Source organism: Roseicyclus persicicus (assembly GCF_012395815.1).
Taxonomy (GTDB): Bacteria; Pseudomonadota; Alphaproteobacteria; order Rhodobacterales; family Rhodobacteraceae; genus Roseicyclus; species Roseicyclus persicicus.
Genome location: NZ_JAAZQQ010000006.1, coordinates 254,839 through 280,430, shown reverse-complemented (window position 1 = coordinate 280,430; position 25,592 = coordinate 254,839). Strand labels below are relative to the sequence as shown.

At 72.0% G+C, this 25,592-nt stretch carries 28 protein-coding genes and 1 tRNA gene; 20 read left to right on the top strand and 9 right to left on the bottom strand.

All coding sequences use genetic code 11. The features are described from left to right. Positions 1-80: 80 nt before the first annotated feature. Positions 81-1,061 carry an SLAC1 anion channel family protein gene (locus HCU73_RS16735; RefSeq protein WP_168624623.1) on the top strand — a complete coding sequence of 327 codons (981 nt, stop codon included), beginning with the start codon at positions 81-83 and terminating at the stop codon, positions 1,059-1,061. 7 nt (positions 1,062-1,068) lie between these two features. On the opposite strand, the gene speD is transcribed toward HCU73_RS16735, so the two are convergent. Beyond that, positions 1,069-1,440 carry an adenosylmethionine decarboxylase gene (gene speD / locus HCU73_RS18790; RefSeq protein ID WP_168624622.1) on the bottom strand — a complete coding sequence of 124 codons (372 nt, stop codon included), beginning with the start codon at positions 1,438-1,440 and terminating at the stop codon, positions 1,069-1,071. Positions 1,441-1,735: 295 nt separating this feature from the next. On the opposite strand from speD, the gene rplM reads away from it, so the two are divergent. The 4 genes from rplM to HCU73_RS16710 all read left to right on the top strand — a co-directional run bounded on the left by rplM (position 1,736) and on the right by HCU73_RS16710 (position 5,085). Next, positions 1,736-2,197, top strand: coding sequence for a 50S ribosomal protein L13 (gene rplM, locus HCU73_RS16725; protein ID WP_168624621.1), 462 nt, complete (start codon positions 1,736-1,738; stop codon positions 2,195-2,197). Positions 2,198-2,199: 2 nt separating this feature from the next. Continuing rightward, positions 2,200-2,691, top strand: coding sequence for a 30S ribosomal protein S9 (gene rpsI / locus HCU73_RS16720; RefSeq protein ID WP_168624620.1), 492 nt, complete (start codon positions 2,200-2,202; stop codon positions 2,689-2,691). 145 nt (positions 2,692-2,836) lie between these two features. Further along, a complete protein-coding gene (locus tag HCU73_RS16715; RefSeq protein ID WP_168624619.1) occupies positions 2,837-3,073 on the top strand; it encodes a hypothetical protein in 237 nt (78 codons plus the stop codon). A gap of 188 nt (positions 3,074-3,261) precedes the next feature. Continuing rightward, positions 3,262-5,085, top strand: coding sequence for an ABC-F family ATP-binding cassette domain-containing protein (locus HCU73_RS16710; RefSeq protein WP_168624618.1), 1,824 nt, complete (start codon positions 3,262-3,264; stop codon positions 5,083-5,085). Positions 5,086-5,091: 6 nt separating this feature from the next. On the opposite strand, the gene HCU73_RS16705 is transcribed toward HCU73_RS16710, so the two are convergent. Further along, positions 5,092-5,487 carry a c-type cytochrome gene (locus HCU73_RS16705; RefSeq protein WP_168624617.1) on the bottom strand — a complete coding sequence of 132 codons (396 nt, stop codon included), beginning with the start codon at positions 5,485-5,487 and terminating at the stop codon, positions 5,092-5,094. 226 nt (positions 5,488-5,713) lie between these two features. On the opposite strand from HCU73_RS16705, the gene HCU73_RS16700 reads away from it, so the two are divergent. Further along, positions 5,714-6,379 carry an outer membrane protein gene (locus HCU73_RS16700; RefSeq protein ID WP_168624616.1) on the top strand — a complete coding sequence of 222 codons (666 nt, stop codon included), beginning with the start codon at positions 5,714-5,716 and terminating at the stop codon, positions 6,377-6,379. 52 nt (positions 6,380-6,431) lie between these two features. Here the strand turns inward: HCU73_RS16700 and HCU73_RS16695 are convergent, their stop codons facing one another. Then, on the bottom strand, positions 6,432-6,830 hold the full coding sequence (locus HCU73_RS16695; RefSeq protein WP_168624615.1) for a c-type cytochrome: 399 nt from the start codon (positions 6,828-6,830) through the stop codon (positions 6,432-6,434). A gap of 118 nt (positions 6,831-6,948) precedes the next feature. Here HCU73_RS16695 and HCU73_RS16690 point away from each other — a divergent pair, with 118 nt between their 5' ends. Both HCU73_RS16690 and HCU73_RS16685 read left to right on the top strand, forming a co-directional pair. After that, positions 6,949-7,638, top strand: coding sequence for a hypothetical protein (locus HCU73_RS16690; protein WP_168624614.1), 690 nt, complete (start codon positions 6,949-6,951; stop codon positions 7,636-7,638). Positions 7,639-7,655: 17 nt separating this feature from the next. Beyond that, positions 7,656-8,099, top strand: coding sequence for a DMT family transporter (locus HCU73_RS16685; protein WP_168624613.1), 444 nt, complete (start codon positions 7,656-7,658; stop codon positions 8,097-8,099). Here HCU73_RS16685 and HCU73_RS16680 read toward each other — a convergent pair. The 4 genes from HCU73_RS16680 to parE all read right to left on the bottom strand — a co-directional run bounded on the left by HCU73_RS16680 (position 8,074) and on the right by parE (position 12,455). Further along, entirely contained in the window at positions 8,074-8,796 is a 723-nt protein-coding gene (locus tag HCU73_RS16680; protein ID WP_168624612.1) for a DUF5765 domain-containing protein, read from the bottom strand. The genes HCU73_RS16685 and HCU73_RS16680 overlap by 26 nt on opposite strands. Positions 8,797-8,933: 137 nt before the next feature. Further along, positions 8,934-9,368 carry a hypothetical protein gene (locus tag HCU73_RS16675; protein WP_168624611.1) on the bottom strand — a complete coding sequence of 145 codons (435 nt, stop codon included), beginning with the start codon at positions 9,366-9,368 and terminating at the stop codon, positions 8,934-8,936. Positions 9,369-9,504: 136 nt separating this feature from the next. Next, positions 9,505-10,491, bottom strand: a complete 987-nt coding sequence (locus HCU73_RS16670) for a hypothetical protein (protein ID WP_168624610.1) — start codon at positions 10,489-10,491, stop codon at positions 9,505-9,507. A 2-nt stretch (positions 10,492-10,493) separates the two neighbouring features. Beyond that, complete coding sequence (parE, locus tag HCU73_RS16665; RefSeq protein WP_168624609.1) at positions 10,494-12,455, bottom strand: DNA topoisomerase IV subunit B; 1,962 nt, start codon at positions 12,453-12,455, stop codon at positions 10,494-10,496. A gap of 313 nt (positions 12,456-12,768) precedes the next feature. Here parE and ppk2 point away from each other — a divergent pair, with 313 nt between their 5' ends. Next, on the top strand, positions 12,769-13,731 hold the full coding sequence (gene ppk2 / locus HCU73_RS16660; protein ID WP_420853591.1) for a polyphosphate kinase 2: 963 nt from the start codon (positions 12,769-12,771) through the stop codon (positions 13,729-13,731). Positions 13,732-13,749: 18 nt separating this feature from the next. Here the strand turns inward: ppk2 and HCU73_RS16655 are convergent, their stop codons facing one another. Next, complete coding sequence (locus tag HCU73_RS16655; RefSeq protein WP_168624607.1) at positions 13,750-14,226, bottom strand: Flp family type IVb pilin; 477 nt, start codon at positions 14,224-14,226, stop codon at positions 13,750-13,752. A 186-nt stretch (positions 14,227-14,412) separates the two neighbouring features. On the opposite strand from HCU73_RS16655, the gene HCU73_RS16650 reads away from it, so the two are divergent. Genes HCU73_RS16650 through HCU73_RS16640 form a run of 3 tightly spaced genes read left to right on the top strand, consistent with a single transcriptional unit; the run spans position 14,413 to position 17,351 of the window. Continuing rightward, entirely contained in the window at positions 14,413-15,060 is a 648-nt protein-coding gene (locus HCU73_RS16650; protein WP_168624606.1) for a DUF1007 family protein, read from the top strand. Further along, a complete protein-coding gene (locus tag HCU73_RS16645; protein WP_168624605.1) occupies positions 15,048-15,941 on the top strand; it encodes a nickel/cobalt transporter in 894 nt (297 codons plus the stop codon). Before HCU73_RS16650 ends, HCU73_RS16645 begins: the two co-directional genes overlap by 13 nt. Before the next feature lie 45 nt (positions 15,942-15,986). Then, a complete protein-coding gene (locus HCU73_RS16640; RefSeq protein ID WP_168624604.1) occupies positions 15,987-17,351 on the top strand; it encodes an MATE family efflux transporter in 1,365 nt (454 codons plus the stop codon). 142 nt (positions 17,352-17,493) lie between these two features. Here HCU73_RS16640 and HCU73_RS16635 read toward each other — a convergent pair whose 3' ends face one another. Then, positions 17,494-18,870: a M20/M25/M40 family metallo-hydrolase gene (locus HCU73_RS16635; RefSeq protein ID WP_168624603.1), complete on the bottom strand. Its 1,377-nt coding sequence runs from the start codon at positions 18,868-18,870 to the stop codon at positions 17,494-17,496. A 135-nt stretch (positions 18,871-19,005) separates the two neighbouring features. Here HCU73_RS16635 and HCU73_RS16630 point away from each other — a divergent pair, with 135 nt between their 5' ends. From HCU73_RS16630 to HCU73_RS16595, 8 genes are all read left to right on the top strand, one after another. After that, entirely contained in the window at positions 19,006-19,575 is a 570-nt protein-coding gene (locus tag HCU73_RS16630) for a 5-aminolevulic acid synthase (RefSeq protein ID WP_168624602.1), read from the top strand. 162 nt (positions 19,576-19,737) lie between these two features. Next, a complete protein-coding gene (hemA, locus tag HCU73_RS16625) occupies positions 19,738-20,961 on the top strand; it encodes a 5-aminolevulinate synthase (protein WP_168624601.1) in 1,224 nt (407 codons plus the stop codon). A 145-nt stretch (positions 20,962-21,106) separates the two neighbouring features. Continuing rightward, on the top strand, positions 21,107-22,375 hold the full coding sequence (locus HCU73_RS16620) for a helix-turn-helix domain-containing protein (RefSeq protein WP_239025608.1): 1,269 nt from the start codon (positions 21,107-21,109) through the stop codon (positions 22,373-22,375). Between the two features lie 85 nt (positions 22,376-22,460). Further along, on the top strand, positions 22,461-23,594 hold the full coding sequence (ispG, locus tag HCU73_RS16615) for a flavodoxin-dependent (E)-4-hydroxy-3-methylbut-2-enyl-diphosphate synthase (protein ID WP_168624600.1): 1,134 nt from the start codon (positions 22,461-22,463) through the stop codon (positions 23,592-23,594). A gap of 54 nt (positions 23,595-23,648) precedes the next feature. Next, positions 23,649-23,725, top strand: a tRNA-Arg gene (locus tag HCU73_RS16610). Between the two features lie 124 nt (positions 23,726-23,849). Next, on the top strand, positions 23,850-24,791 hold the full coding sequence (locus tag HCU73_RS16605) for a 1-phosphofructokinase family hexose kinase (RefSeq protein WP_168624599.1): 942 nt from the start codon (positions 23,850-23,852) through the stop codon (positions 24,789-24,791). Positions 24,792-25,049: 258 nt separating this feature from the next. Next, positions 25,050-25,205 (top strand): light-harvesting antenna LH1, beta subunit, encoded by a 156-nt coding sequence (gene pufB / locus HCU73_RS16600; protein WP_168624598.1) that lies wholly within the window; start codon positions 25,050-25,052, stop codon positions 25,203-25,205. A gap of 12 nt (positions 25,206-25,217) precedes the next feature. Further along, positions 25,218-25,559, top strand: a complete 342-nt coding sequence (locus HCU73_RS16595; protein ID WP_168624597.1) for a light-harvesting protein — start codon at positions 25,218-25,220, stop codon at positions 25,557-25,559. The last annotated feature ends 33 nt before the right edge of the window (positions 25,560-25,592 follow it).

Genomic DNA, 25,592 nt, shown 5'->3' with positions numbered 1-25,592 from the left:
TGCGACATCGGGCGGCGCTGCGGGCCGGTGCGGCGCGGGATAGCGTCGTGATTGACGGTGACAATTCAACGGGGGCGGGGATGGCCGAGGCACAGGCGCGGGAGACGGACGAATTCAGCCGGCTGGAGCACCTGCCGGTGACCTTCTTCGCGGTGCTGATGGGGCTGTTCGGGCTGGCGCTGGCGCTGCACGCGGCGGCGGGCAGCTACGATCTGGCCGAGGGGCCGGCGCGGGCGGTGCTGTGGCTGGGGCTGGCGTGCTTCGTCGGCATCGGCGCGGTCTACCTGGCGAAGGCCGTCCGCTACCCCCGCGCGGTGGCGGCCGAATGGCACCACCCGGTCAAGCTCGCCTTCTTCCCGACCATCACCATCTCGCTGCTGCTGATGGCGACGGCGATCCACGGCTACCGGCCGGACCTGGCGGGGCCGGTGTGGCTGGTGGGGATGGTGGGGCAGGGGGTGCTGACCGTCGCGGTGATCTCGGGCTGGATCAGCCACCGCGCCTTCGAGGTCGGGCACCTGACGCCGGCCTGGTTCATCCCGGCGGTCGGCAACGTCATCGTGCCGCTGGCCGGCGTGCCGCTGGGCTGGGTCGAGACCAGCTGGCTGTTCTTCTCGGCCGGCATGATCTTCTGGCTGATCCTGCTGGTGCTTGTCTTCAACCGCCTGATCTTTCACGCGCCGATCCCCGCGCGGCTGTTCCCGACGCTGGTGATCCTGATCGCGCCGCCGGCGGTGGCCTTCGTGTCCTACACGCGGCTGGCGGGGGGGATCGACCCCTTTGCCCATGTGCTGCTGAATGCCGCCTATGTCTTTGCCGCGCTGGTGCTGGTGCAGGTGCCGAAGCTGGCGAAGCTGCCCTTCGCACTGAGCTGGTGGGCGCTCAGCTTTCCGCTGGCGGCGCTGTCGGTGGCGAGCTTCGCCTACGGCCGCGCGGCGGCGAGCGCGGTGCATGTGGGCATCGGCCTCGTGGTGCTGGCGGCGCTGCTGGCCGTGGTGGCGGGGCTCCTGTGGCGCACCGGGCTCGCCATCGCGCGCGACGAGATCTGCCGCCCCGAGTGAGGCCGGGTCAGGCGGGGCCCCGGCGCAGCTCGGTCACCGCCACGTCCTCGGTGGCGAAGGCGCGGCGCAGCACCGGCACCGCGCGCCACGGGTCGGCCGCGCCGCACATGAAGATGTCGAAGGCGGCATAGCCGTGCTCGGGCCAGGTGTGGACGGTGATGTGGCTTTCGGCCAGGACCGCCACGCCGGTCACGCCCTGCGGGCTGAAGCGGTGGGTGTGCAGGTGCAAGAGCCGCGCCCCGCAGGCCGCCACGCAGTCGCGGAACGCCTGCTCGATCCGCGCCGCGTCGTCGAGGCCCTCGCCCCCGCGCAACTCGATCACGAGCTGCACCCCGGCGGGGCCGGGCGCTGGCAGGGGCTGCGGTTGGGCGGGGGGCATGGCGCGTCTGTCCTCCGGCGGGCGGGGGGCCCGCCGCGGAGGTAAGGGGGCCGCGCGAGTCGGTGCAAGCGGTTTCGCGGGGCGCGCCGGGCGGGGCTGCGGGACCGGGCCGGGCCGGAAACATGGGGTAAAATGATACCCCACATGCAAGATATTGAGTTGCTTATGTTTTGCGGGCGTCGGCGGGCTTGACGCAGGCGGGGAAATGCTTAGAAGGGCGACATCCGGGCGGGGCGCAGGCTCCGCCCTGTCATTCTGGCGCGCCGGACCGGTCCGCCCCCGAAAGGAAGAACCGATGAAGACCTTTTCTGCCACCCCGGCGGACATCGAGAAGGAGTGGGTCGTGATCGACGCCGAGGGCGTCGTTCTGGGCCGTCTCGCCTCGATCATCGCCATGCGGCTGCGCGGCAAGCACAAGCCGACCTTCACCCCGTCGATGGACATGGGTGACAACGTCATCGTCATCAACGCCGAGAAGGTCCAGGTGACGGGCAACAAGCGGATGAAGCCGAACTACTGGCACACCGGCTACCCGGGCGGGATCAAGTCGCGCACCACCGGCCAGATCCTCGAGGGCGACCACCCCGAGCGCGTGGTCGTGCAGGCCGTCAAGCGCATGCTGCCGGGCGGCAAGCTGTCGCGCCAGCAGATGACCAACCTGCGCGTCTACGCCGGGGCCGAGCATCCGCACGATGCGCAGAAGCCGACCGTCCTCGACGTCAAGTCGATGAACCCCAAGAACACCCGGAGCGCATGACCATGGCCGAGACCCTCTCTTCGCTCGACGCGCTGAAAGGCGCCGTGGACGCCGGCACCACCGCCGTCGCCTTCGACGACACCCCGCGCGCCCCCGTCCGCGACGCGCTCGGCCGGTCCTACGCCACCGGCAAGCGGAAGGACGCGGTAGCCCGCGTCTGGATCAAGCCGGGCTCCGGCAAGGTCACCGTCAACGGCAAGACCATGGACGCCTACTTCGCGCGCCCGGTGCTGCAGATGATCCTGCGCCAGCCCTTCCAGGTGGCCGGCGTCGAGGGCGAGTTCGACGTGATGGCGACCGTCAAGGGCGGCGGCCTGTCGGGCCAGGCGGGCGCCGTGAAGCACGGCATCTCGAAGGCGCTGCAGTTCTACGAGCCGTCGCTGCGCGGCGCGCTGAAGGCGGCGGGCTTCCTGACCCGCGACAGCCGCGTGGTCGAGCGCAAGAAGTACGGCAAGCGCAAGGCGCGCCGGAGCTTCCAGTTCTCCAAGCGCTGATCCGTCAGAGCCTTGTTTTCCAGGAAAGGGCCGCCCGCGTGGGCGGCCCTTTTCGCATGGCGATCACAGCTGCGTGAGCGGGGCTTCAACGGGCTGCGGGCTTGCCCAAATCCGCGCGCGTGACCGTCTGCAAAGGAGGCAGCTCATGAAGTCTGTGTGTCTTTCCGGCGTGTTCGTTCTGGCCAGTGCCGGACTGGCCCTCGCGACGGCCGAGCCGTCCGCGACGGTGAAGCCCGAGGCGGCGACCGCGGCGCCGGCGGTGGTGCAGGCCGCCATCGCGGAGAAGAAGGACGCCGCGCCGGCGGCGACGGCCGCTGCCGCGGGGCTGTGCGAGGGCGCGGCCGACGCGCCGATCTGCGGCGAGACGGCGAGCAAGAACTGACGCCGGCCGCCCTGCCGGGCGGTGGCGCCGGCTCCGCCGGCGCGGGGGGCGCGCGCCGCTGCCGCGGCGCGCGGTCTTCCGTCCGGGACGGCGCGCGGGGGGACCGGCCGGGCTTGCGTATTTGGGGAAAGATGAAGGGGAACGGCGGGACGCTTGACGGCGGCGGGCCGGCCCTCTAGCTCGCGGCCATGGCGCGCGCTCCTCTCCTGCAACTGACCGACATCTCGCTGACCTTCGGCGGCAACCCCCTGTTCAGCGACCTGTCGCTGGTGGTGCAGGAGGGCGACCGGCTGGCGCTGGTCGGCCGCAACGGGTCGGGCAAGTCGACGCTGATGAAGGTGATGGCGCGGCTGGTGGAGCCCGACGCCGGGGCCGTGGTGACGCCCGAGGGCGTGCGCGTGGGCTACATGGAGCAGGACCCGGATTTCGCGGGCTTTGCCACGCTGGGCGACTATGCCGCCTCCGGGTTGCCGGTGGGCGAGGGCTGGCGGGTGGAGGCGGTGGCCGAGGGGCTGAAACTGAAGCTCGGGGCCGAGCCGGGGCGCGCCTCGGGCGGGGAGCGGCGGCGGGCGGCGCTGGCGCGGCTGCTGGCGGAGGCCCCCGAGCTGATGCTGCTCGACGAGCCGACGAACCACCTCGACATCGAGGCGATCGGCTGGCTGGAGCGGGAGCTCGCGGCGACCAGGGCGGGCTTCGTGCTGATCAGCCACGACCGCGCCTTTCTCACGGCGCTGGCGAAGGGGACGCTGTGGCTCGACCGGGGCGTGGTGCGGCGGCAGGACCGGGGCTTCGACGCCTTCGAGGCCTGGCGCGACAAGACCTGGGAGGAGGAGGACCAGAGCCGCCACAAGCTCGACCGAAAGATCAAGGCCGAGGCGAAATGGGCGGTGGAGGGCATCAGCGCCCGGCGCAAGCGCAACCAGGGCCGGGTGCGCGCGCTGCAGGCGATGCGGGCCGAGCGGGCGGGCCTCATCCGGCGGCAGGGCGCGGCCGAGATGGCGCTGGAGGCCGGGCCGCAGTCGGGCAAGCGGGTGATCGAGGCGAAGGGGATCGCCAAGCGCTTTGGCGAGCAGGTGATCCTGCAGCCCTTCGACCTGCGGGTGCTGCGGGGCGACCGGGTGGCCTTCGTGGGGCCGAACGGGGCGGGCAAGACGACGCTGTTGAACATGCTGACGGGGCAGCTGGCGCCGGACGAGGGGACGATGAGCCTTGGCACGGGCCTCGAGATGGCGGTGTTCGACCAGGCGCGCGCGCAGCTGGACCCCGAGGCGACCCTGTGGGAGAGCCTGACCGAGGACCCCGCGACGCGGGTCGGGGGCCGGTCGGACCAGGTGCTGGTGCGCGGGCAGCCGCGGCACGTGGTGGGCTACCTCAAGGAGTTCCTGTTCGACGAGGCGCAGGCGCGCGCGCCGGTGCGCTCGCTTTCGGGCGGCGAGAAGGCACGGCTGCTGCTGGCGCGGATCATGGCGCGGGAGAGCAACCTCCTGGTGCTGGACGAGCCGACCAACGACCTCGACATCGAGACGCTGGACCTGTTGCAGGACCTGCTGGGTGAGTACGCGGGCACGGTGCTGCTGGTCAGCCACGACCGGGATTTCATCGACCGGGTGGCGAGCGTGACGGTGGCGCTGGAAGGCGGCGGCCGGGCGGTGGTCTATGCCGGCGGCTGGTCGGACATGGTGGCGCAGCGGGGCGCGGTCGAGGCGGTGGAGCCCGCCAAGGCGAAACCCGCGAAGGCCGAGGCGCCGAAGGACAAGCCCAGGGCGCCCGCGGCCAAGCCGGGCCTGAGCTTCACCGAGGCGCACCGGCTGAAGGCGTTGCCGGGCGAGATCGCGCGGCTGGAGGCCGAGATCGGCAAGCTGAACGAGCTTCTGTCCGACCCGCAGCTGTTCAGCCGCGAGCCGGTGAAGTTCCGCAAGGCGACCGAGGCGCTGGCGGAACGGCAGGACAAGCTGGCCGCCGCCGAGGAGGAGTGGCTGGTGCTCGAGGAGAAGGCCGAGGCGGCGGGCTGAGGCCCGTCACTCCTGCATCGATTCGAGGAAGGCCACGAGGTCGACCACCTCGGGGCTGGTCAGCACGGTCTGGCCGCCGGGGCTGGTGAGCACCTCGGACATCGCCGAGAAGCGGAAGCCGTAGAGCGGCATGTCGCCGCCGTGGCCGAGGATCGGGTCGCGGCCGTCGATCTTCCACGCGATGCCGGCGCGCGGGAAGCTGCCGCCGTAGCGGGCGGAGATGCGGGTGAGATCGGGCGGCGGCGTGACCAGCAGCTCGGCCATCGGGCCGTCGCCGCGCAGGCCCGCCCCGTGGCACACCGCGCAGCTTTCGGCGAAGAGCTGCGCGCCCGCGTCGGGGTCCTGCGCCGCGACGGGCGCGGCCGCCAGGGCCACGAGCAGCGCCGGTATCCAGGGTTTCATGATGGTCACTCCCGCTTTGGCCCCCGGGATCGACACTAGACCGGCGCGGGGGCGCGGGCCTTGATCCGCATCAAGCCACGCGTCCCACCTGTGGCCGGTCTGCCACGGTGTTGGTTTCGCGGAGATGTATTGATCTCTGTCAACCAAACCTCGGATGGCGTCGCCTAGCGACGGGACAGGGCCGCGCGGGGCGCGGTCCGTGGAACGCACAAGGAAGGAAAGACCGATGAGGAGTTGGGTGATTGCCGGTTGCATGGCCGCGGCCACGACGCTGGCCGGGGCGGCGTCGGCGCAGGAGTGGGACGGGTTCTATGTCGGCGGCCATCTGGGCGGCGTGGCCCTGTCGGGCGATTTCGGCGCCTTCACGCCGCGGAACGGCTATGCCGGGTTCGGGCTGTCGGACATGGACGGCAACGGCATGATCGGCGGCCTGCACGCCGGCCGGTCCTGGGACATGGGGTCCTACGTTCTGGGCGTCGAGGCGGGCCTGTCGGCGGGCGGCGTGCACGAGGAATCGACCCAGTCGACCATCGGCTCGGTGCCGGTGTTCAGCCGCGATCTCGACGGTCTGCTGACGGTGGCGGGGCGGCTTGGCGTGCCGGTGGGCAATGCCCTGGTGTACGGCCGCACCGGCGCCGCGGTGGGGCGCTTCACCTCGGGGCACGACCAGAACGGCACCTGGATCAGCGAGACCGAGACGCGGACCGGCTGGCTGGTGGGCTTGGGCGCCGAGGGGCGGCTGGCCGACAACATGACCTGGCGGATCGACCTGAGCCACATGGATTTCGGCGATTTCCGCACCGACATCACCGGGCCGGGGGCCGCGATCTGGACGCAGCAGGAGGCCACGGTGCAGACCCTGACCGTGGGCTTCAACTACTGGTTCAACTGACGGCCCGCACGGGCAACGGGAGCGGGGGCCGCGCGCGGCCCCCGTTTTCCTGTCAGCGCTGGATCTCCATCAGGTAGGTGATCAGGTCGGCGATGGGGCGGCCCATCAGGATCGGCTGGCCGCCGGGGCCTGCCAGCGCCACGTCGGCGCCGTCGCCCTCGAACCAGCGGCCGAACAGCGGCATGTCGCCCCCGTGGGCCAGCAGCGGGTGGCGGCCGTCGACCTGCTGGGCCACCTGCAGCGTGGGAAAGGCGCCCCCGCCGGCAAGCCCCGTCAGGTCGGGCGGCGCGATGGTCAGGACCTCGGCCATGACCCCGTCGCCGCGCGCCTCGAGCCCGTGGCAGGTGGCGCAGAACTCGAGGTAGAGCGCGCGCCCCGCCTCCGCGTCCTGGGCCAGCGCGGGGGCCGCGGCAAGGCAGATCGCGGCGAGGGTCTGGATGGGGGTGCGCATGGGGGGTCTCCTCCTCCGGGACTGGGGATGGCGCCACACTGCGCCGGCGGCGCGCCCGCCGCCTTGATCGGCGTCAAGGGCGTTGCGGGGCCGGGGGCGGCCCGCCTATCGTGCCCCCATGCGCGCCGTCCTTGTCCTTTGCCTGAGCCTGATCCTGCTGACCGCCTGCGGCCGGCCCCTGACCGAGGCCGAGCGGGCCTACATGGCCGACCTGCAGGCCGACAGCTTCGACCCGGTGCCGGTGCGGATCGCGCGCAACCCGTTCCTCGGGCTGATCGTGCAGCGCTACCCGGCGCGGCCGCAGGTGACCTGCCGCGAGCGGGTGGCCCCGCCCCCCGAGGGCCCGGTCGTCGAGGGGCGGACGGGCGGCATGGTCCTGTTCAACACGCTGATGGTGCGGCCCGACATGCATGTGCCCGATTACACGGTCATGGCGGACGGGCGGCGGCACCTCTACGCGGCGATGTTCTTCGCCCACGAGATGACCCATGTCTGGCAGTGGCAGAACCGGGCGGTGACCGGCTACCACCCGTGGCGCGCGGCGCGCGAGCACGCGACGGTGGAGGACCCCTACCTGTTCGACACCGAGGACGACCGGCGCTTCCTCGACTACGGGTACGAGGCGCAGGCGTCGCTGGTGGAGGAATACGTGTGCTGCCGGGCGCTCGACCCCGCGGGGGCGCGGACGGCGCGGCTGGAACGGCTGATCGGGCAGGCGATGCCGGTCACGCCCTGGCGCGCGCGGGCCGACGCGGTGGAGCTGTACCTGCCCTGGGACGGGATCGAGCCGCGGGGCATGTGTTCGTGACAGGGAAGGGCCCGGCGATGGGATACCAGGCGATGGTGATGCTGCTGGCCGGGGTCGGCATCCCGATCCTCGCGGCGCTGAACGCGCGGCTGGGGGCCAACATCGGCTCGCCCGCGGCGGCGGCGCTGGTGCTGTTCGTGGTGGCCTTCTGCGCCACCGGGGTCGCGGTGCTGGCGACCGGCACAGGGGCCTTCGCGGCGCTGGCGGCGCAGCCGCGCCACCTGTTCCTCGGCGGGCTGTTCGTGGCCTTCTACGTGCTGTCGGTGACCTATGTCGCGCCGAGCTTCGGGGTCGGCAACGCGGTGTTCTTCGTGCTGCTGGGGCAGCTGGTGTCGGCGGCCCTCATCGACCATTTCGGTCTCTTCGGGGCGCGGGTGGCCGAGGTGTCGCCGCTCCGGCTGGCCGGGATCGTGGTGATGGCGGCGGGGGTCGCGCTCACCCAGCTGGCCGGGCGGGGGTAGGGCCGACGCGGGCCCTGAGCCAGGGGCTGAGGGCAAGCAGCACCAGGCCGACCGAGAACAGGCACCAGATCGCCGGCATCTCGCCCGGGTCGTCGGTGAGCAGCGTGGCCAGCACCGGCCCGAGGCTCGCGTGCATCAGCACGAAGCGCCAGCCGCCATAGGCCAGCGGCAACACGAACACCGCCAGCATGTAGTCGGGGTAGGCGCCCCAGCGCGTCAGCACCCCGCCGGTCAGCGCGCCGGCCAGGTCGTTCAGCGGCATGTCCCAGGCCAGGTGCCAGGTGCCGCTGCGGGTGCACCAGTCGGGCCCGCACAGATGGGTGCCCGGCAGGCAGGCGCCCGCCCAGCCGAAGGGCGCCAGACGCAGCAGCAGCAGCGCCGAGGCGAGGCCGGCCAGCGCGAGGACGAGGCGGCGCCGGGCGGGCGCCAGCGCCGGGGCGACGACGGCCAGCGCGAAGGCGTTGATGAAGGTCGGCTGCAGCGCGATGTGGACCCAGGACAGGATCGTCGCCCATCGGTTGCCGGGCAGGCCGCACTGGTCGATGGCCTGGTAGCCCCAGAACTGCAGCGCCTCCATCGCGGCGAAGAAGGCCAGCGTGACGGGGATGGCGGGCGTGTCGCCGCGCCGGGCGGTCACCACCGCGGCCGCCGCGCCGAGGCCCGCCATGGCGAGGCTCGCCGGTTCGCTCCAGCACATGGGGTGGGTCCTCCGCTGCCCTGAGGGGCAGTGTCGCGGGGGTGGGTGACGGTGTCAATGGTTGTGGGGTGGGCCGTGATCGTCGGCCGGGCCGGGTGGCGCGTGGCGGGACGAGGCGCGCCCGGCGCAGCGTCCCGCTACGACACCTGCAGATCGAAGATCTCGCCGTTCGTGGTCTGGCAGACCCCGATCGCGGTGATGTTGACGCCGGAATATCGGAACTCGCAGCGCATGGAGCGGCCCTTGTCCGAGGTCAGGATCGCCGTGCCGAAGCCGGCCTCGGTCTCGGACAGCAGGTTCGCCGTGGACCGCAGGATCGAGCCGCTTCCGTAGGCGCTGAGCAGTTCGAGGCTCTGGTTCGCGCCCTCGCGCACCGCGACCCAGCGGCCGGTGAAGGTCTCCTGGGGCAGTTCCAGCACCATCTCGCCGGAATTGCGCAGCGTCGCGCCCGAGAAGCCGCCGGTGCCGGTGACCCCGGTGGTGCGGCTCATCACCAGCGCGTCGGGGCCGCAGGCGGCCAGGGCGAGGGCGGCGCCGGCGGCGAGCGTGGCGGGGGTGCGTGCCTTGGACATCAGATCTCTCCACGAACCGTGCAGTGTTTACCAGTGACCGGGCCCGGGGCCCCCGGGCCGCGCGCCCCGCCGTCCATCGGCGCGGCGCCCGTCCCGCGCGTGCATCTACCCGACGACCGGGGCCAAGTGCCAGCCCTCACGCCGCCGGAAACGCCGCCATCACCGCCTCGATCTCGGCCGCGCGGCGGTCTGAGGCGGGCAGGAACGCCTCGGCCACCTGGCGGATCTGGGCGCGGTCGGCCTCGGACAGCGTGGCGCGGGGCGGCCGCGTCCAGGCGGTGAGGTCGACGCCGTGGCGGTCGCGGGCGGCCTCGAGGTCCGGGGTCACGGTCGTGGCCATCGCGCGGTCCACGGCGGCGTCCGAGTAGGGGAAGCTCGCGCCGCGCCAGAGCCGCAGCCCGTGCTGGTCTTTCAGGTCCTCGGCGAGGAAGCGGTGCCGGGCGGCCGGGTCGGGCAGGAGGCGGTTGCCGAGGAGCAGGAGCGCGAGGCCGACGCCGCCGAGGGACCGGTTGCGCCAGGGCGTCTCGGGTGGGGTCAGGTCGGGGCGTCCGACCAGCGCGCAGAAGCGGGCCAGCAGGCTTTCGGCCGGGTGGTAGGACAGGAGCCGCGTCTCGGGCGAGACCCGGCGCCAGGCCTCGATCATCGGCGTGATGCGCAGCGCGTCGATGCGGCGGGCGAGGTCGTCGTCGGGCAGCGCGCGCTCGCCGTGCTGGGCGTCCTTGACGCGCTGGTTGTAGTCCGAGGCGGCGCGTTCCAGCGGGTGGCGCAGGGTGAGGATCGGGATCACCGCGTCGAAGCGGGCCACCGTCGGGCCGAGCGCGTCGAGGAGCTGGCGGTAGGACGCGACGTTGGCGAGGCCCTCGGAGCTGATCAGCGCGTCGGCCGGCGCGGCGTCAAGCTCGGCCGACACCTGCGGCATCAGCTCGGCCACGGGCGGGATCACGATGGCGCCCCAGCTGGTCTCGCCGCGCAGCGCGAAGGTGAGCAGGTTGTGCGCGCCGTCGGGCCACTGCCCGGCCGTGGGATAGGCCAGGCGCGGGTCGCCGAGGTCGCGGAACAGGGATTGGATCGCCGTGGTGCCCGTTTTCGGCGGGCCCACGTGCACGAAGAGGCGGCGGGTCATGCTCAGACGTCGAGCTCCTCCACGAAGCGCGCGTTCTCCTGGATATACTGGAAGCGCAGCTCGGGCTTCTTGCCCATCAACCGTTCAACCAGATCGCCGGTCTCGCCCGGCGCATCCTCATCCACCGACACCCGGATGAGTTTCCGGGAACTTGGGTCCATCGTGGTGTCCTTCAAGTCCTTGGCGTCCATTTCGCCAAGGCCCTTGAACCGGGACACGTCGATCTTGCCCTTGCCGCCGAGCCCCTTCTTGAGCCAGGCGTCCTTTTCCGCCTCGTCGAGGCAGTAGACGCGTTTCGCGCCCTGGGTCAGGCGGAACAGCGGCGGGCAGGCGAGGTAGAGGTGCCCGCGGTCGATCATCGGCCGCATCTGCGTGAAGAAGAAGGTCATCAGGAGCGAGGCGATATGCGCCCCGTCGACGTCGGCGTCGGTCATGATGATGACCTTGTCGTAGCGCAGGTCCTCGATGTTGAACTTGGTGCCCATCCCGACGCCGAGCGCCTGGCAGAGATCGTTGATCTCGGCGTTCTGGCCCAGTTTCGACGACGCGGCGCCCAGCACGTTCAGGATCTTGCCGCGCAAGGGCAGCAGCGCCTGGGTGGTGCGGTCGCGGGCCATCTTGGCCGAGCCGCCGGCGCTGTCGCCCTCGACGATGAACAGCTCGGTGCCGTCGCGGTTGGATTGCGAGCAGTCGACCAGCTTGCCGGGCAGGCGCAGCTTTTTCGTGGCCGACTTGCGCGCCGTTTCCTTCTCGGCCTTGCGCCGCAGCCGTTCCTCGGCCCGCAGCACCAGGAAATCGAGGATCGCGCCCGCGGATTTCGTGTTGGCGGCCAGCCAGTTGTCGAAGTGGTCGCGCACCGCGCCCTCGACCATGCGGGCGGCCTCGGTGGTGGCCAGCCGGTCCTTGGTCTGGCCGACGAACTCGGGTTCCGCGATGAAGCACGACACCAGCGCGCCGGCGCCCGAGACGATGTCGTCGCGGGTGATGTTCTGCGCCTTGCGGTTGCCGGCCAGTTCGCCGTAGCCGCGGATGCCCTTGAGGATCGCGGCCCAGAACCCGGCCTCGTGGGTGCCGCCCTCGGGGGTGGGGATGGTGTTGCAGTAGGACTGGATGAAGCCGTCACGCGACGGCGTCCAGTTGATCGCCCATTCGACCGAGCCCGGCTGGCCGAAGCGCGGCTGGAACTCGACCTTGCCCGCGAAGGGGGTGTCCGCGTAGGTGGCGGCCGACCCGAGGGTCTCCTTCAGGTAGTCGGACAGGCCGCCGGGAAAGTGGAACACGGCCTCGGCCGGGGTCTCGCCGTCGTCGATGGCGGTCTTCCAGCGGATCTCGACGCCCGAGAACAGGTAGGCCTTGGAGCGCACCATCTTGAGCAGCCGCGCGGGCCGGAACCGGTGGTGGCCGAAGATCTGCTCGTCGGCGTGGAAGGTCACGGCCGTGCCGCGGCGGTTGGCGACGTGGCCCGCGGCGCGGATCGGCCCCTGTGGGTGCCCGCGCGAGAACTCCTGCACGAAAAGCTCGCGGTTGCGGGCGACCTCGACGCGCAGGTGGTCCGACAGGGCGTTGACCACCGAGACGCCCACGCCGTGCAGGCCGCCCGAGGTCTGGTAGGCCTTGCCCGAGAACTTGCCCCCGGCGTGCAGGGTGCACAGGATCACCTCGAGCGCGGACTTGTCGGGGAACTTCGGGTGCGGGTCGACCGGGATGCCGCGGCCGTTGTCGCGGATGGTGACGCTGTGGTCCTCGTGCAGCTCCACCTCGATCCGGGTGGCGTGGCCCGCGACGGCCTCGTCCATCGCGTTGTCGAGCACCTCGGCCACCAGGTGGTGCAGGGCGCGCTCGTCGGTGCCCCCGATGTACATGCCGGGACGCTTGCGCACGGGTTCGAGGCCCTCGAGCACCTCGATGGAGGAGGCGTCGTAGGCGTTCGGATCCGGGGTGTTGCTCAGGAGGTCGTCCGCCATGGTCTCGGGTGCTGCTCTATCTTGTGGCCTTGGCGATGCATCATGGCAGGTTTGGTGGCGGGGGGAAACCCGCACCGTGCATCGACCCGATGTGCGGGCCGGCGCGCCCGCCGGGGCCATGCGCCGCGCCCGGGCGGCCCTATCGCTGCGCCGAATGTGACGGTTTCTTGACATGCCTCAAGGCGCGGCAGGCGCCTCTGCGATAAGGGTCGGTGGCAAGAATTTCTCCTGCCAGGAAGGGACCGAGCCCGTGAAAGACATGACCGCCGAAGACGGCGCGGCGACCGCCGCGGCCGAGACCGACGCCCTTGCCATGCCCGCGCCCGCGCCCGAGGCCCCCGCGGCGGCGGCGCCCGTGCCCGCGTCCCCGGCGGCGCCCGCGGCCAAGACCGGCGCGCGCCGCCGCGCGAATCCGACCCCGGCCGAGATCCGGCAGGCCTTCGAGACCGGCGCCTACCCCTACGAGACGCGCCTGCGCCGCGCCGCCTACGAGGCGCAGAAGGCCAAGCTGCAGGCCGAGCTGCTGAAGGTGCAGCGCTGGGTGTCCGAGACCGGGCAGAAGATCGTGATCCTGTTCGAGGGGCGCGACGCGGCCGGCAAGGGCGGCACCATCAAGCGCTTCATGGAACACCTGAACCCCCGCGAGGCGCGCGTGGTCGCGCTGAACAAGCCGACCGAGCTGGAAAAGGGCCAGTGGTTCTTCCAGCGCTACGTGCAGCACCTGCCGACGACCGGCGAGATCGTGTTCTTCGACCGCTCCTGGTACAACCGGGCGGGGGTCGAGCGGGTGATGGGCTTCTGCGAGCCGAACGACTACCTGGAATTCATGCGCCAGACCCCGCAGCTGGAACAGATGTTCGTGCGCTCGGGCATCCGGCTCTACAAGTACTGGTTCTCGGTGACCCGCGAGGAGCAGCGCCGCCGCTTCGCCGCGCGCGAGACCGACCCGCTCAAGCAGTGGAAGCTCAGCCCCATCGACCGCGCCAGCCTCGACAAGTGGGACGACTACACCGAGGCGAAGGAGGCGATGTTCTTCTACACCGACACCGCCGACGCGCCCTGGACGGTGATCAAGTCGGATGACAAGAAGCGCGCGCGGCTGAACTGCATGCGGCACTTCCTCGACAGCCTCGACTACCCCGGCAAGGACCACAAGATCGTGCAGGCGCCCGATCCGCTGATCGTGGGGCAGGCGGGGCACGTGATTCACCGGGCCGAGCATATCCTCGGCACCTCGCTGCATCCCGACACGCGGCGGGTGAAGCCCGGGGCCTGACCGGGGCTGCGGCGGCGCTCAGAGCGCGTCGTAGACGCGTGCGGTGCCGCCGTAGAAGCCGAAGTAGTAGTCGAGGATCTCGTCGGGCACGAGGTTCCGCTGGGCCGCGACCGAGCCGATGGCGATCAGCACCGCGATATCGTCGGGCGACAGCTCGCCGTTTTCCAGCGCCTGCAGGCCGTATTCCAGCGCGTCGAGGACTTCCTGGTTCATCATCTCGTTGGCGAGGGCGAACAGGCCCTCGGCCGCCTCGGCGGTGATGTGGTTGCCCTCGTAGAGCGGCTCGAAATGGGCCGAGGTGAAGACCACGAAATTGTCGCTCATCTGCTGGGCGCGCAGCTCGGCGTCGAGCCGCGAGATCAGCCCCTGGATGGCCCCGCTCAGCACGGCCACCGTCGCCAGCGACATCGCCACCGTCGCGGCGCTCAGCACGGTCCAGTCGACCGAGACGACGCCGGATTCATCACGCAGGAAGTGGGCGGTTAGCGATTTCATGACCGTCAATCATTCCTCTGCTCGGATGACCTTTCTACGGTCGAAAGGGGGCGGGAATATGGCGCATTTCCGGGGGTTTCGGCAACAGTTCGGGCGCGGCCGTCAACAATGCGCACCGGCGGACCGCCGCCGGCGCCGCGCGGCCGGGCCTTGCACCGGCGGCCCGCGCCGCCCTATCACGGCGCCATGCTGCGCCCCGCCGCCCTTGCCCTGCTGACCGCGCTGGCCGCCGCCCCGGCGGGCGCGCATCCGCACATCTTCGTCGACGCGGGGCTGCAACTGCTGCGCGACGCCGCCGGCCGGGTCGTCGCGGTCGAGGTCACCTGGCGCTACGACGAGCTCTACTCGATGATTCTCGCGCAGGATTACGGGCTCGACGCCGACTACGACCTGCAGCTGACCGAGGCCGAGGTGGCCGGGACGCTCGGCTTCGACCTGAACTGGTCGGACGGGTTCGAGGGCGGGCTGGTGCTCCGGCAGGATGGGGCCGAGCTGGCGCTGGGGCCGCCCGAGCCGGTGTCGCTGCGGATGCTGGACACCGGGCAGATCGAGACCACCCACCGCCGCCCCGTCGCCGGCGCTGCCCCGGGCGCTGCCATCGAGGCGCAGGTCTACGACCCCGAGTTCTACGTCGCCTTCGAGATGATCCTGCCCATCGGCGTGGCGGGCGCCCCCGACTGCGCGACCGACCTGATCCGCGCCGATCTCGACGCGGCCTACGCCGGCCTCGAGGCCGCGCTGGAGGAGATCGGCGGCGCCGTGGCCGCCGAGGACAACTTCCCGGCGGTCGGCGCGCTGTTCGCCGACCGGGCGGTGATCGCATGTCCCGGCTGATCGCGGCGCTGAGCCTTGCGGTGATCGCCGGGCTGGCGCTCCTCTACTGGAGCGGGGCGGACCGGGTGCTGGAGGCCTGGGCGCTCGACGGGCAACGCGACGCGCAGGGCGCGATGGCCCGCGGGCTGCGCGCGCTGCAGGCCGGCGAGCCCGCGGCGCTGGCGGGGTTCCTCGCGGTGTGCTTCGGCTACGGCGTGTTCCACGCGGTCGGGCCGGGGCACGGTAAGCTCCTGATCGGCGGCTACGGCGCGGCGCGGTCCGTCGGCGCGCTGCGGCTGTCGGCGGTGGCGGTGGTCTCCAGCCTCGCCCAGGGCGCCACGGCGGTGGCGCTGGTGGGGGCGGGGCTGTGGCTCTGGCAGCTCGGGCGCGCGCAGATGACCGACCTCGCCGACCGCTGGCTCGCGCCGCTCAGCTTCGGCGCCATCGCGCTGATCGGTCTGTGGCTGGTCGCCCGCGGCGCGCGGGCCCTGTGGCGGCTCCGCGCCGCGCCGGCGCACACACACGACCACGATCACGACCACGCCTGCGGCCACGCCCATGGCCCCGACCCCGCCGCGCTGGCGCGGGCGACCGGCTGGCGCGACATCGCGGTGCTGGTCGGCGCGGTGGCGATCCGGCCCTGCACCGGGGCGCTCTTCGTGCTGATCCTGACCGCGCAGATGGGCATCTTTGCCGTCGGCGTCGCGGGCACCCTCGCCATGGCGATGGGCACCGCCGCGGTCACCGTCGCGGTGGCGCTGGCCGCTGTCACGCTGCGCCGGGGCGCGCTGGCCGGGCTGTCCGACAGCGCCGTGCTCGCCCGCGCCCAGCCCGCGCTCGAGATCGCGGTCGGCGCGCTGGTCGCCGTGCTCGCCACCGAGCTCGCGCTCGCCGCCCTCTGACGCGGCTTGCCGGGGCGTCGGCCCGGGTCTAAGGGCAGGGGGGTCATGACCACGCTCGCCAGCCATCTCCGCGCCACGCTCACCCTCGGCACGCCGCTGATCGGGGGGATGCTGGCACAGACCGCGATCACCCTGACCGACACGGTGATGATGGGCTGGTACGGGGTCGAGGAGCTGGCCGCCGTGGCGCTGGGGGGCAGCTATTTCCACGTCATCCTGATCCTCGGCATGGGCTTCGGCCTGGCCGTCATGCCCATGGTCGCGGCCGCCGCGGCCAACGGCGACCGGCGGCAGGTGCGGCGGGTCACACGGATGGGGCTCTGGATCGGGCTCGGCTTCTCGGCGCTGGCGCTGCCGCTGTTCTGGTGGTCGGGCGCGATCCTGCTGGCGCTGGGGCAGGACCCGGCCGTCGCGGCGCTCGGCCAGACCTACCTGCGCATCGCGGGCTTCGGCATCGCGCCCGCGGTCCTGATGACGGTGTTCCGCAGCCACCTCTCGGCGCTGGAGAAACCCCGCGTGGTGCTCTGGGCGACCATGGCGGGCGCGGTTCTGAACGCGGGCCTCAACTGGGTGCTGATCTTCGGCAACCTCGGCGCGCCCGAGATGGGCGTCGCCGGCGCGGCGCTGGCCTCGCTCGGCACCTACCTGCTGATCACCGGGGTGCTGGCGCTCTATGCGGCCCTGCACCCGGACCTGCGGCAGGACACGCTGTTTGCCCGCTTCTGGAACCCCGACTGGGAGGCGATGGGCGCCGTCTTCCGCCTCGGCTGGCCGATCGCCCTGACGCTCCTGTCGGAATCGGGGCTGTTCATGGCGACCATGGTGATGATGGGCTGGCTCGGGCCCAACCCGCTCGCCGCCCACGGCATCGCGCTGCAGATCTGCTCGGCCACCTTCATGGTCCACATCGGCCTCAGCCAGGCCGCCACGGTCCGCGCCGGCCGCGCCTGGGGCACGCGCGACATCGCCAACCTGCGCCTCGCCGCCGCGGCCGCGCTGATTCTGTCGGGCGCCATGGTGGCGCTGACCATCGCAGCCTTCCTCCTGGTGCCCGGCCTCCTCGTCGGCCTCTTCGTCGATCCCGCCGACCCGCTCCGCCCCGAGATCATCGCCCTCGGTGCCAGCCTCCTCGTCGTCGCCGCCTTCTTCCAGCTGGCCGATGCGGGCCAGGTGATGGCGCTCGGGCTCCTGCGCGGCGTGCAGGACACCCGCGTGCCGATGCTCTACGCGGTCGTCGCCTACTGGGGCCTCGGCCTGCCCGCGGCCTGGGTCATCGGCTTCCCGCTGGGCTTCGAGGGGCCGGGCATCTGGGCCGGCCTCGTCGTCGGCCTCGCCGCCGCCGCCGGCCTCATGATGACCCGCTTCTGGCGCGGCCCCGCCCGGCGCCCCGCCGCCGCCGCCCCGGCCTGACCGCCCCCTTCATCTTTCCCCAAATACGCAAGCCCGGCCGGCCACGCGGCACCCCGCCGGGATGGGGCAGGACGACCGCCAGAGGCCCGCGCCGCGCCAGCGGCGCGCCCCCCGGCGACGGCGAAGCCGGCGCAACCCCTGCTCAGCCTTGCGCGACCCCGTCGAGCACCCGCGCCCAGGCCCTCATCCCGCGATGAAAGCTCGACAAATCGTACTTCTCGTTCGGGCTGTGGATCGCGTCGTCGTCCTTGCCGAAGCCGGCCAGCATCGAATCCATGCCCAGGATCTCCTTGAAATACCCCGCCACGGGGATCGACCCGCCGGCGCCGGTAAACGCCGCCTCGCCGGGCCATTCCTGCGACAGCGCGCGGCGCGCGATCTCGAAGGCCGGGTGGGAAATGTCCATCCGGCTCGCCGGGCTCGCGCCGTGGCCGTGGAACTCGACCGTGCAGTCGGCGGGCAGCTGCGCCCGCACCCAGGCCCGGAACGCCTCCCGCAGCTTCAGCGGGTCCTGCTTCGCCACCAGCCGGAACGACACCTTGGCCGACGCCTTCGACGGCAGCACCGTCTTGAAGCCCGCGCCGGTGTAGCCGCCCCAGATGCCGTTGACCTCGGCCGTCGGCCGCGACCAGAGCCGCTCCAGCCCGGTCCGGCCCGCCTCGCCCGACGGCACCGACAGGCCCACCTCGCCCAGGAACGCGGCTTCGTCGAAGCCCAGCCCGTCCCACTGCGCCTTCAGCTCGGGGGCCAGCTCCTCCACGTCGTCGTAGAAGCCCGGCACCTGAACCCGCCCGTCGGCGTCGTGCAGGTTGCCGAGGATCCGCGACAGCACCCGGATCGGGTTCATCGCCATGCCGCCGTAGCTGCCCGAATGCAGGTCGATCCGAGGCCCGGTGATCGTCAGCTCCTCGCCGAGCAGCCCGCGCAGCTGGGTCACGATCGCCGGCACGTCGTCCGAGAACAGCCCGGTGTCGCAGATCAGCGCGAGGTCGGCCTTCAGCGCCTCCCCCCGCTCCTTCAGGTAGGGCACCAGGGAGGGCGAGCCCGATTCCTCCTCGCCCTCCAGGAACACCGTCACCTTGCAGGGCAGGGCGCCCTCGACCGCCAGGATCGCCCGGCAGGCCTCGAGGAAGGTCATCAGCTGCCCCTTGTCGTCCGCCGCCCCGCGGCCGCGGATGACGCGGCCCTTCGGTGTGTCCTGGATTTCGGGGTCGAACGGGTCGCGGTCCCACAGCGACAGCGGGTCGACCGGCTGCACGTCGTAGTGCCCGTAGAACAGGAGGTGCGGCCCCGGCCCGTCCATGTGCCCCACCACCATCGGGTGGCCGGGCGTGTCGTGGACCTCGGCGGCGAAGCCCATCGCGGCGAGGTCGTCGCGCAACCATTCCGCCGCGCGGCGCACGTCGCCGGCAAAGGCCGGGTCGGTCGAGATCGAGGGGATGCGCAAGAGCTCGAACAACCGCCCGGTGGCGGCCTCAAGGTCGGCGTCGATGCGGGCGAGGACGGCGTCCAGCGACATGGGGGTCTCCCGGGTTCGAAAATGGGGTTCGGCGCGAGGTTGACCCCGGCCGCGCCGGAATGTCCAGCGGTTGCCGGCCGCCGCCGCCGGCTGTAATCAGGGCGGCGGCAACCGCCGGCAGGGAAGGGACACCCGATGCAACAGGGAACGGCAAGGCAGGTCTGGAGCGCGCTGGCGCTGGCACTGGGTCTGGCGGCGCCCGCCGCGGCGCAGGAGCTGCCGGGCTTGCGCGAGGCGCGCGACCTCGTCTTTGCCGAGCGCGGCGCGATCGCGTGGGAGGTGATCCCGCACGAAAGCCTGACGCCCGAGGACCTGGCCACGCTGGACCAGATCAACCGCATCCAGCCGCAGCCCTACTATGCCGCCATGGCGATCCACCCGGGCTCGGGGCTGGCCTCGGACCGCAGCGCGCTCGCCGCCAACTACCACGACGAGGACAACGCCCGCGCCGCCGCGCTCGCCGCCTGCGGCGAGGGCTGCGTGGTGGTGCTGGTCATCCGGCCCGAGGGCTGGCAGCCCGGCCGCCCGCTGCAGCTGTCGGCCGAGGCCACCGCGGCGCTGCGCGGCGACTACCGCGCCCTGCCGCGGCGCGCGCGCGCCATGGCGATCAGCCCGTCCACCGGGCAATGGGGCATCGGCGCCGACCGCGAGGCCGCCGTCGCCGCCTGCGGCGCGCCCGACTGCCGGGCCGTGGTCGAGGGCTGACCGCCGCCCCGCCGGCTTGACTCAGGTCAATGTTCCGCGCGCGGCAATTTGTAACTTGGCCCCTGCGCCGGTCCCGCCTATGTCCGCCCGGAGACACAGGAACGCCAGCGTCTTGACAGCCGAGGCCCCGCCATCGGGGCGACGGGGAAGGGGAGACAGCCAGTGAATTACGACACCGCGCTCGACGCCGCGATCAACCGCCTGCACGAGGAAGGCCGCTACCGGACCTTCATCGACATCGAGCGCCGGAAGGGCCAGTTCCCCCATGCCGTCTGGACCCGCCCCGACGGCAGCCAGAAGGACATCACCGTCTGGTGCGGCAACGACTACCTCGGGATGGGGCAGCACCCGGTGGTGCTGGCCGCGATGCACGAGGCGCTGGACGCCACCGGCGCGGGCTCGGGCGGCACGCGCAACATCTCGGGCACCACCGTCTACCACAAGCGGCTCGAGGCCGAGCTGGCCGACCTGCACGGCAAGGAGGCGGCGCTGGTCTTCACCTCGGCCTACATCGCCAACGACGCCACGCTGTCGACCCTGCCCAAGCTGTTCCCGGGCCTCATCATCTATTCCGACGCGTTGAACCACGCCTCGATGATCGAGGGCGTGCGCCGCAACGGCGGCGCCAAGCGCATCTTCCGCCACAACGACGTGGCGCACCTGCGCGAGCTTCTGGCCGCCGACGACCCGGCCGCGCCGAAGCTGATCGCGTTCGAATCCGTCTACTCGATGGACGGCGATTTCGGCCCGATCGCCGAGATCGTGGCGCTGGCCGAGGAATTCGGCGCGCTGACCTATCTCGACGAGGTGCACGCGGTCGGCATGTACGGCCCCCGCGGCGGCGGCGTGGCCGAGAAGCTGGGCCTCGCGCACCGCATCGACATCATCAACGGCACGCTGGGCAAGGCCTTCGGCGTGATGGGCGGCTACATCGCGGCCAGCGCGAAGATGTGCGACGCGGTCCGCAGCTACGCGCCGGGCTTCATCTTCACCACCTCGATCCCGCCGGCGGTGGCCGCGGGGGCGGCCGCCAGCGTGCGGCACCTCAAGACCGACCAGGCCCTGCGCGACCTGCACCAGGAACGCGCCGCGGTGCTGAAGCTGCGGCTCAAGGGCCTCGGCCTGCCGATCATCGACCACGGGTCGCACATCGTGCCGGTGATCGTGGGCGACCCGGTGCACACCAAGAAGATCTCGGACATGCTGTTGTCGGAGTTCGGCATCTACGTGCAGCCGATCAACTTTCCCACCGTGCCGCGCGGCACCGAGCGGCTGCGCTTCACCCCCTCGCCGGTGCACGATCCCAAGGCGATCGACGCGCTGGTGCGCGCGATGGATGCGCTCTGGAGCCACTGTGCGCTGAATCGTGCCGAGATGTCCGCCTGACGATTTCTGCGGGTGCAACCGCCCCGGCCGCCATGGTAAGCGGGACCAAGCGACGGAGGGTTTGGGGAATCACTCCGTGTTGGGGTAACATCTCGTTAATGGTTGCTGCCGAACCACTAGATCGTGGGGTTCCAGGCGCAGCCGCATGAGGGGCAGGCGCTCGATGGTCCAGGACCACGGCCAGTTTACGGGAGAGGTCAACGCCGACGGCGGCCTCTCGGCTGCCGCGCCGGGCGCCTTCGACGGATACGACGTCACCGACGTGCCCCTGGGCGACCTGATGCGCGGCGAGCGCGCGACGCTCGGCAAATCCCTTCTCGACGTCGAACGCGAACTCAAGATCCGCGCCGCCTACATCGCCGCGATCGAGAACGGCGACGTGGGCGCCTTCGCCAGCCCCGGCTTCATCGCGGGCTACGTGCGGTCCTACGCGCGCTACCTCGGCATCGACCCCGACTGGACCTTCCGCCGCTTCTGCGCCGAGACCGGGTTCCAGGGCGTGCATGGCGGCAGCGGGCAGCAGGCCCAGGCCGCCAAGCGCAGCATGGGCGAGGCGCCCCGGCGGCTCGACCCCAACGAGGTGATCCAGGGCGCGCGCATCAGCTTCGCCCCCTCGCGCGAAAGCTTCTTCTCGGGGATCGAGCCGGGCGCGCTCGGCTCGGCGGCGGTGCTGATCGCGCTGGTCGTCGGCCTCGGCTACGGCGCTTGGGCGGTGCTGCACGACATCCAGCGCCTGCAGATCGCCCCGGTCGACGAGGCGCCGGTGCCGCTGGCGCAGCTCGACCCGCTGGCCGGCGCGACCGAGGGCGCCTTCGACGTGGCGCAGGACTTCGACATCGCCATGCCCAGCTCCGACCGGCTCGAGCGGCTCTACCGCCCCGAGGCGCTGGAGGCCCCGGTGCTGACCCCGCGCGACGGGGCGCTGGCCACCCTCGACCCCGACGAGGTCGGCACGCTGGGCGGCTTCGAGAGCGCGCCCGACCGCGCCGCGCCCCGGCAACTGGCCGGCGTCGCCCCCGGCGCCCAGCCGACCGAGGAGGCCCCGGCCGCCGCCACCGTGCAGGTCACCGAGGCGCGCAGCGACGACCTGGTGATCTTCGCGGTGCGGCCGTCCTGGATCCGCGTCACCTCGGCCTCGGGCGCGACGCTGTTCGAGGGCACGCTGAACCGCGGCGACAGCTACACCGTGGCCGATGCCGAGGTCGCGCCGCGGCTGCGCTCGGGCAACGCGGGTTCGGTCTATTTCGTGGTGAACGGCGTCACCTTCGGCCCCGCCGGCCCCGGCGCCACCATCGCCCGCGACGTGGAACTGTCGGCCGACGCGATCACGACGGGCTATGCCATGGCCGACGCAGCCGCCGACCCGGACCTGCCCGAGGTGGCGGAACTGGTGCTGTCCGACGGGACCGACTAGCGCAGGGGCGCAGGGCCCCGTTGTCCAGCGCGCCTGACAGGTCTATCCTGCCCGCGAACGCTCCGCGACGACCGAGAAGGCCCCCATGTCCCACAACCCCGTCCGCCCCTGGCGCTCCATCGCGCGCCGCAACAGCCGCAAGATCCATGTCGGCCCGGTGCCGGTCGGGGGCGACGCGCCGATCAGCGTGCAGACCATGACCAACACGCTGACGACCGACGTGGCGGCCACCGTCGCGCAGATCCAGCGCTGCGCGGAGGCCGGCGCCGACATCGTCCGCGTCTCGGTCCCCGATGAGGCCAGTTCCCGCGCGCTGAAGGAGATCGTGCGCGAAAGCCCCGTGCCGATCGTCGCGGACATCCATTTCCACTACAAGCGCGCCATCGAGAGCGCCGAGGCGGGCGCCGCCTGCCTGCGGATCAACCCCGGCAACATCGGCGACCAGACGCGGGTGAAGGAGGTCATCAAGGCCGCCCGCGACCACGGCTGTTCCATCCGCATCGGGGTTAATGCCGGGTCGCTGGAAAAGCACCTGCTGGAGAAATACGGCGAACCCTGCCCCGAGGCGATGATCGAGAGCGGCCTCGACCACATCCGCATCCTCGAGGACAACGACTTCTTCGAGTTCAAGATCAGCTGCAAGGCCTCCGACGTGTTCCTGGCCGCTGCCGCCTACCAGGGGCTGGCCGAGGCGACCGAGGCGCCGATCCACCTCGGCATCACCGAGGCGGGTGGGCTCATGTCGGGCACGATCAAGTCGGCCATCGGCCTCGGCAACCTGTTGTGGATGGGCATCGGCGACACGATCCGGGTGTCGCTGTCCGCCGATCCGGTCGAGGAGGTGAAGGTCGGCTTCGAGATCCTCAAGTCGCTGGGCCTGCGCCACCGCGGCGTGAACATCATCTCCTGCCCGTCCTGCGCGCGGCAGGGCTTCGACGTCATCAAGACGGTGGAGGCGCTGGAAAAGCGGCTGGAGCACATCAAGACGCCGATGTCCCTGTCGATCATCGGCTGCGTGGTGAACGGGCCGGGCGAGGCGCTGCTGACCGACGTGGGCTTCACCGGCGGCGGCGCGGGGTCGGGGATGGTCTACCTGGCCGGCAAGCAGAGCCACAAGCTGTCGAACGACAAGATGATCGACCATATCGTCGAGCAGGTGGAACGCAAGGCCGCCGAGCTGGAGGCCGCCCGCACCGCCGAGGCCAGCGCCGCCGAGTGACCCAGCATTTCCCGTTGCGGGGGCCGGGGTGCACGGCTATACCGCGCGGGCAACGCACCCGTAGCTCAGCTGGATAGAGCGCTGCCCTCCGAAGGCAGAGGTCACAGGTTCGAATCCTGTCGGGTGCGCCAGCCCCCCAGCATGAAACCCACCCCTCGGGCCGCCTCTGCGCCGGGCCCGGCCATGTGCCATCCCGCGCGCCGCGACCCCGGCGCCGCCCTTGAGCGTCGACCCCTTCTCTGACTTACTCCGCGCATGGCGATCCTGACCGTCACGCTGAACCCTGCCATCGACCTGGAGACGGTGACCGAGGCCGTCCGTCCGGGCGAGAAGCTGCGCTGCGCCGAGCCCAGCCGCGACCCGGGCGGGGGCGGCATCAACGTCGCCCGCGCGATCCACCAGCTGGGCGGCGCGGCGACCGCGCTGGTGGCGGCGGGGGGCGTGCCCGGGGCCGAGCTTGCGGCCATGCTCGACGCGCTCGAGGTGCCGGTGGGCCGGCTGCCGGCGCCGGGCGTCGTGCGCCACAACCTCGCGGTGCGCGACCTGGCCACCGGCCAGCAGTTCCGCTTCATCCTGCCCGGGCCGTCCTGGGCGCCGGCCGATGTCGAGGCCATGGCGGCGGCCCTGCGCGCCGCCGTGGCGCCCGGCGACTGGGTCGTGCTGTCGGGCTCGCTGCCGCCGGGGATGGCGCCCGACGCGCTGTGCGACCTTGCGCGCGCGCTGGCGGGGCAGGGGGCGCGGGTGGTGGCCGACACCTCGGGCGAGGGGCTGACCGCGCTGGCCGAAGGCCGGGCCGGGCTGGCCGCCCTGCGCATGAACCGCGAGGAGGCCGAGGCGCTGGCCGGCCATCCGCTACCCGGCCCCGCCGACAGCGCGGCCTTTGCCGCCGGTCTCGTCGCCCGCGGGGCCGCCGGGGTGGTGATCGTGGCCCGCGGCGCAGAGGGCTCGGTGCTGGCCGCGGCCGAGGGGTGCTGGACCGCGCCGGTGGCCGATGTGCCCGTGGTCTCGCGCACCGGGGCGGGCGACAGCTTCGTCGCGGCGGCGGTGATGGCGCTGGCCCGCGGGGCGACCTTGCCCGAGGTGCTGCAGGACGGCTGCGCCGCCGCCAGCGCCGCCGTCACCACCCCCGCGACCGCGCTGTGCGACCGCGCGACGATGGACCGGCTGCGCCCGCAGTGCCGGGCGCGGGCGCTCTGACGCCCGGCGGCGTCGAATCGTGGCAGAGGCGATGTGTCAGGAAAATCTGACAACCCAGGGTTGGGCGGGCGCCCTATTTCACAGGGAAATTATGGCGTTGCCCCCGCCCGCCGGTCGTTCCGATTTACAGTTGAAAATGTCAAGTTTGCGTGACACTCTGTCCCTGGGGCACCTCCTGTCTGTCCGTGGGCGGGCGGTGTCCTGAGTGGCGTGGCATCCCGCCCGCCGTGTGCAAACCGGAGAAAGGAGGGGCGGAGGATGTCCGACGATCCCGATAAGGTCTGGCCGACGGGCCTGACCCTGAAAGAAGCCGAGGAGGTACACAGCTACCTCATCGACGGCACCCGCGTGTTCGGCGCGATCGCGCTTCTGGCCCATGTGCTCGTGGCGGTTGCCACGCCGTGGCTCGGCTGAGGAGACGACAGCATGAACAACGCGAAAATGTGGCTCGTGGTGAAACCGACGGTGGGCGTGCCCCTGTTCCTCGGCGCCGTGGCCGTGACCTCGCTCGCCGTGCACCTGTCGGTGATCGGTGCCGGTGTGGGCTCGTGGTACGGCCCCTACGTCACCGGGGGCGGGGCCGAGGGCTCGGCGTCGCTGCAGACCGAACAGCCGGTGCTGCCGGCCTCGGCCGATGCCGCCGGCGCGCTGCCGACGTACATCGAGGCCAATGCCGACGGCACCCAGTCGCTGCGGGTCATCCTGCCCGACGGCCGCACCGCCACGCTGGTGGTGGACGACCTGACGCAGGCCGCGCTCCGGCAATAGGGGCCGGGCCAGTGACGAACGACCGTGAGAACC

What these genes read in the sequence shown, in the direction of transcription:
- HCU73_RS16675 (WP_168624611.1), bottom strand. Translation starts at nt 9,368, where the DNA reads ATGTCCAAGGCACGCACCCCCGCCACGCTCGCCGCCGGCGCCGCCCTC.
- pufB (WP_168624598.1), top strand. Translation starts at nt 25,050, where the DNA reads ATGTCCGACGATCCCGATAAGGTCTGGCCGACGGGCCTGACCCTGAAA.
- rpsI (WP_168624620.1), top strand. Translation starts at nt 2,200, where the DNA reads ATGGCCGAGACCCTCTCTTCGCTCGACGCGCTGAAAGGCGCCGTGGAC.
- HCU73_RS16710 (WP_168624618.1), top strand. Translation starts at nt 3,262, where the DNA reads ATGGCGCGCGCTCCTCTCCTGCAACTGACCGACATCTCGCTGACCTTC.
- HCU73_RS16705 (WP_168624617.1), bottom strand. Translation starts at nt 5,487, where the DNA reads ATGAAACCCTGGATACCGGCGCTGCTCGTGGCCCTGGCGGCCGCGCCC.
- HCU73_RS16695 (WP_168624615.1), bottom strand. Translation starts at nt 6,830, where the DNA reads ATGCGCACCCCCATCCAGACCCTCGCCGCGATCTGCCTTGCCGCGGCC.
- HCU73_RS16655 (WP_168624607.1), bottom strand. Translation starts at nt 14,226, where the DNA reads ATGAAATCGCTAACCGCCCACTTCCTGCGTGATGAATCCGGCGTCGTC.
- HCU73_RS16700 (WP_168624616.1), top strand. Translation starts at nt 5,714, where the DNA reads ATGAGGAGTTGGGTGATTGCCGGTTGCATGGCCGCGGCCACGACGCTG.
- HCU73_RS16595 (WP_168624597.1), top strand. Translation starts at nt 25,218, where the DNA reads ATGAACAACGCGAAAATGTGGCTCGTGGTGAAACCGACGGTGGGCGTG.
- HCU73_RS16620 (WP_239025608.1), top strand. Translation starts at nt 21,107, where the DNA reads ATGAGGGGCAGGCGCTCGATGGTCCAGGACCACGGCCAGTTTACGGGA.
- parE (WP_168624609.1), bottom strand. Translation starts at nt 12,455, where the DNA reads ATGGCGGACGACCTCCTGAGCAACACCCCGGATCCGAACGCCTACGAC.
- HCU73_RS16635 (WP_168624603.1), bottom strand. Translation starts at nt 18,870, where the DNA reads ATGTCGCTGGACGCCGTCCTCGCCCGCATCGACGCCGACCTTGAGGCC.
- HCU73_RS16640 (WP_168624604.1), top strand. Translation starts at nt 15,987, where the DNA reads ATGACCACGCTCGCCAGCCATCTCCGCGCCACGCTCACCCTCGGCACG.
- HCU73_RS16685 (WP_168624613.1), top strand. Translation starts at nt 7,656, where the DNA reads ATGGGATACCAGGCGATGGTGATGCTGCTGGCCGGGGTCGGCATCCCG.
- HCU73_RS16645 (WP_168624605.1), top strand. Translation starts at nt 15,048, where the DNA reads ATGTCCCGGCTGATCGCGGCGCTGAGCCTTGCGGTGATCGCCGGGCTG.
- rplM (WP_168624621.1), top strand. Translation starts at nt 1,736, where the DNA reads ATGAAGACCTTTTCTGCCACCCCGGCGGACATCGAGAAGGAGTGGGTC.
- HCU73_RS16735 (WP_168624623.1), top strand. Translation starts at nt 81, where the DNA reads ATGGCCGAGGCACAGGCGCGGGAGACGGACGAATTCAGCCGGCTGGAG.
- HCU73_RS16650 (WP_168624606.1), top strand. Translation starts at nt 14,413, where the DNA reads ATGCTGCGCCCCGCCGCCCTTGCCCTGCTGACCGCGCTGGCCGCCGCC.
- HCU73_RS16690 (WP_168624614.1), top strand. Translation starts at nt 6,949, where the DNA reads ATGCGCGCCGTCCTTGTCCTTTGCCTGAGCCTGATCCTGCTGACCGCC.
- HCU73_RS16605 (WP_168624599.1), top strand. Translation starts at nt 23,850, where the DNA reads ATGGCGATCCTGACCGTCACGCTGAACCCTGCCATCGACCTGGAGACG.
- ispG (WP_168624600.1), top strand. Translation starts at nt 22,461, where the DNA reads ATGTCCCACAACCCCGTCCGCCCCTGGCGCTCCATCGCGCGCCGCAAC.
- HCU73_RS16630 (WP_168624602.1), top strand. Translation starts at nt 19,006, where the DNA reads ATGCAACAGGGAACGGCAAGGCAGGTCTGGAGCGCGCTGGCGCTGGCA.
- speD (WP_168624622.1), bottom strand. Translation starts at nt 1,440, where the DNA reads ATGCCCCCCGCCCAACCGCAGCCCCTGCCAGCGCCCGGCCCCGCCGGG.
- HCU73_RS16680 (WP_168624612.1), bottom strand. Translation starts at nt 8,796, where the DNA reads ATGTGCTGGAGCGAACCGGCGAGCCTCGCCATGGCGGGCCTCGGCGCG.
- HCU73_RS16715 (WP_168624619.1), top strand. Translation starts at nt 2,837, where the DNA reads ATGAAGTCTGTGTGTCTTTCCGGCGTGTTCGTTCTGGCCAGTGCCGGA.
- ppk2 (WP_420853591.1), top strand. Translation starts at nt 12,769, where the DNA reads ATGCCCGCGCCCGCGCCCGAGGCCCCCGCGGCGGCGGCGCCCGTGCCC.
- HCU73_RS16670 (WP_168624610.1), bottom strand. Translation starts at nt 10,491, where the DNA reads ATGACCCGCCGCCTCTTCGTGCACGTGGGCCCGCCGAAAACGGGCACC.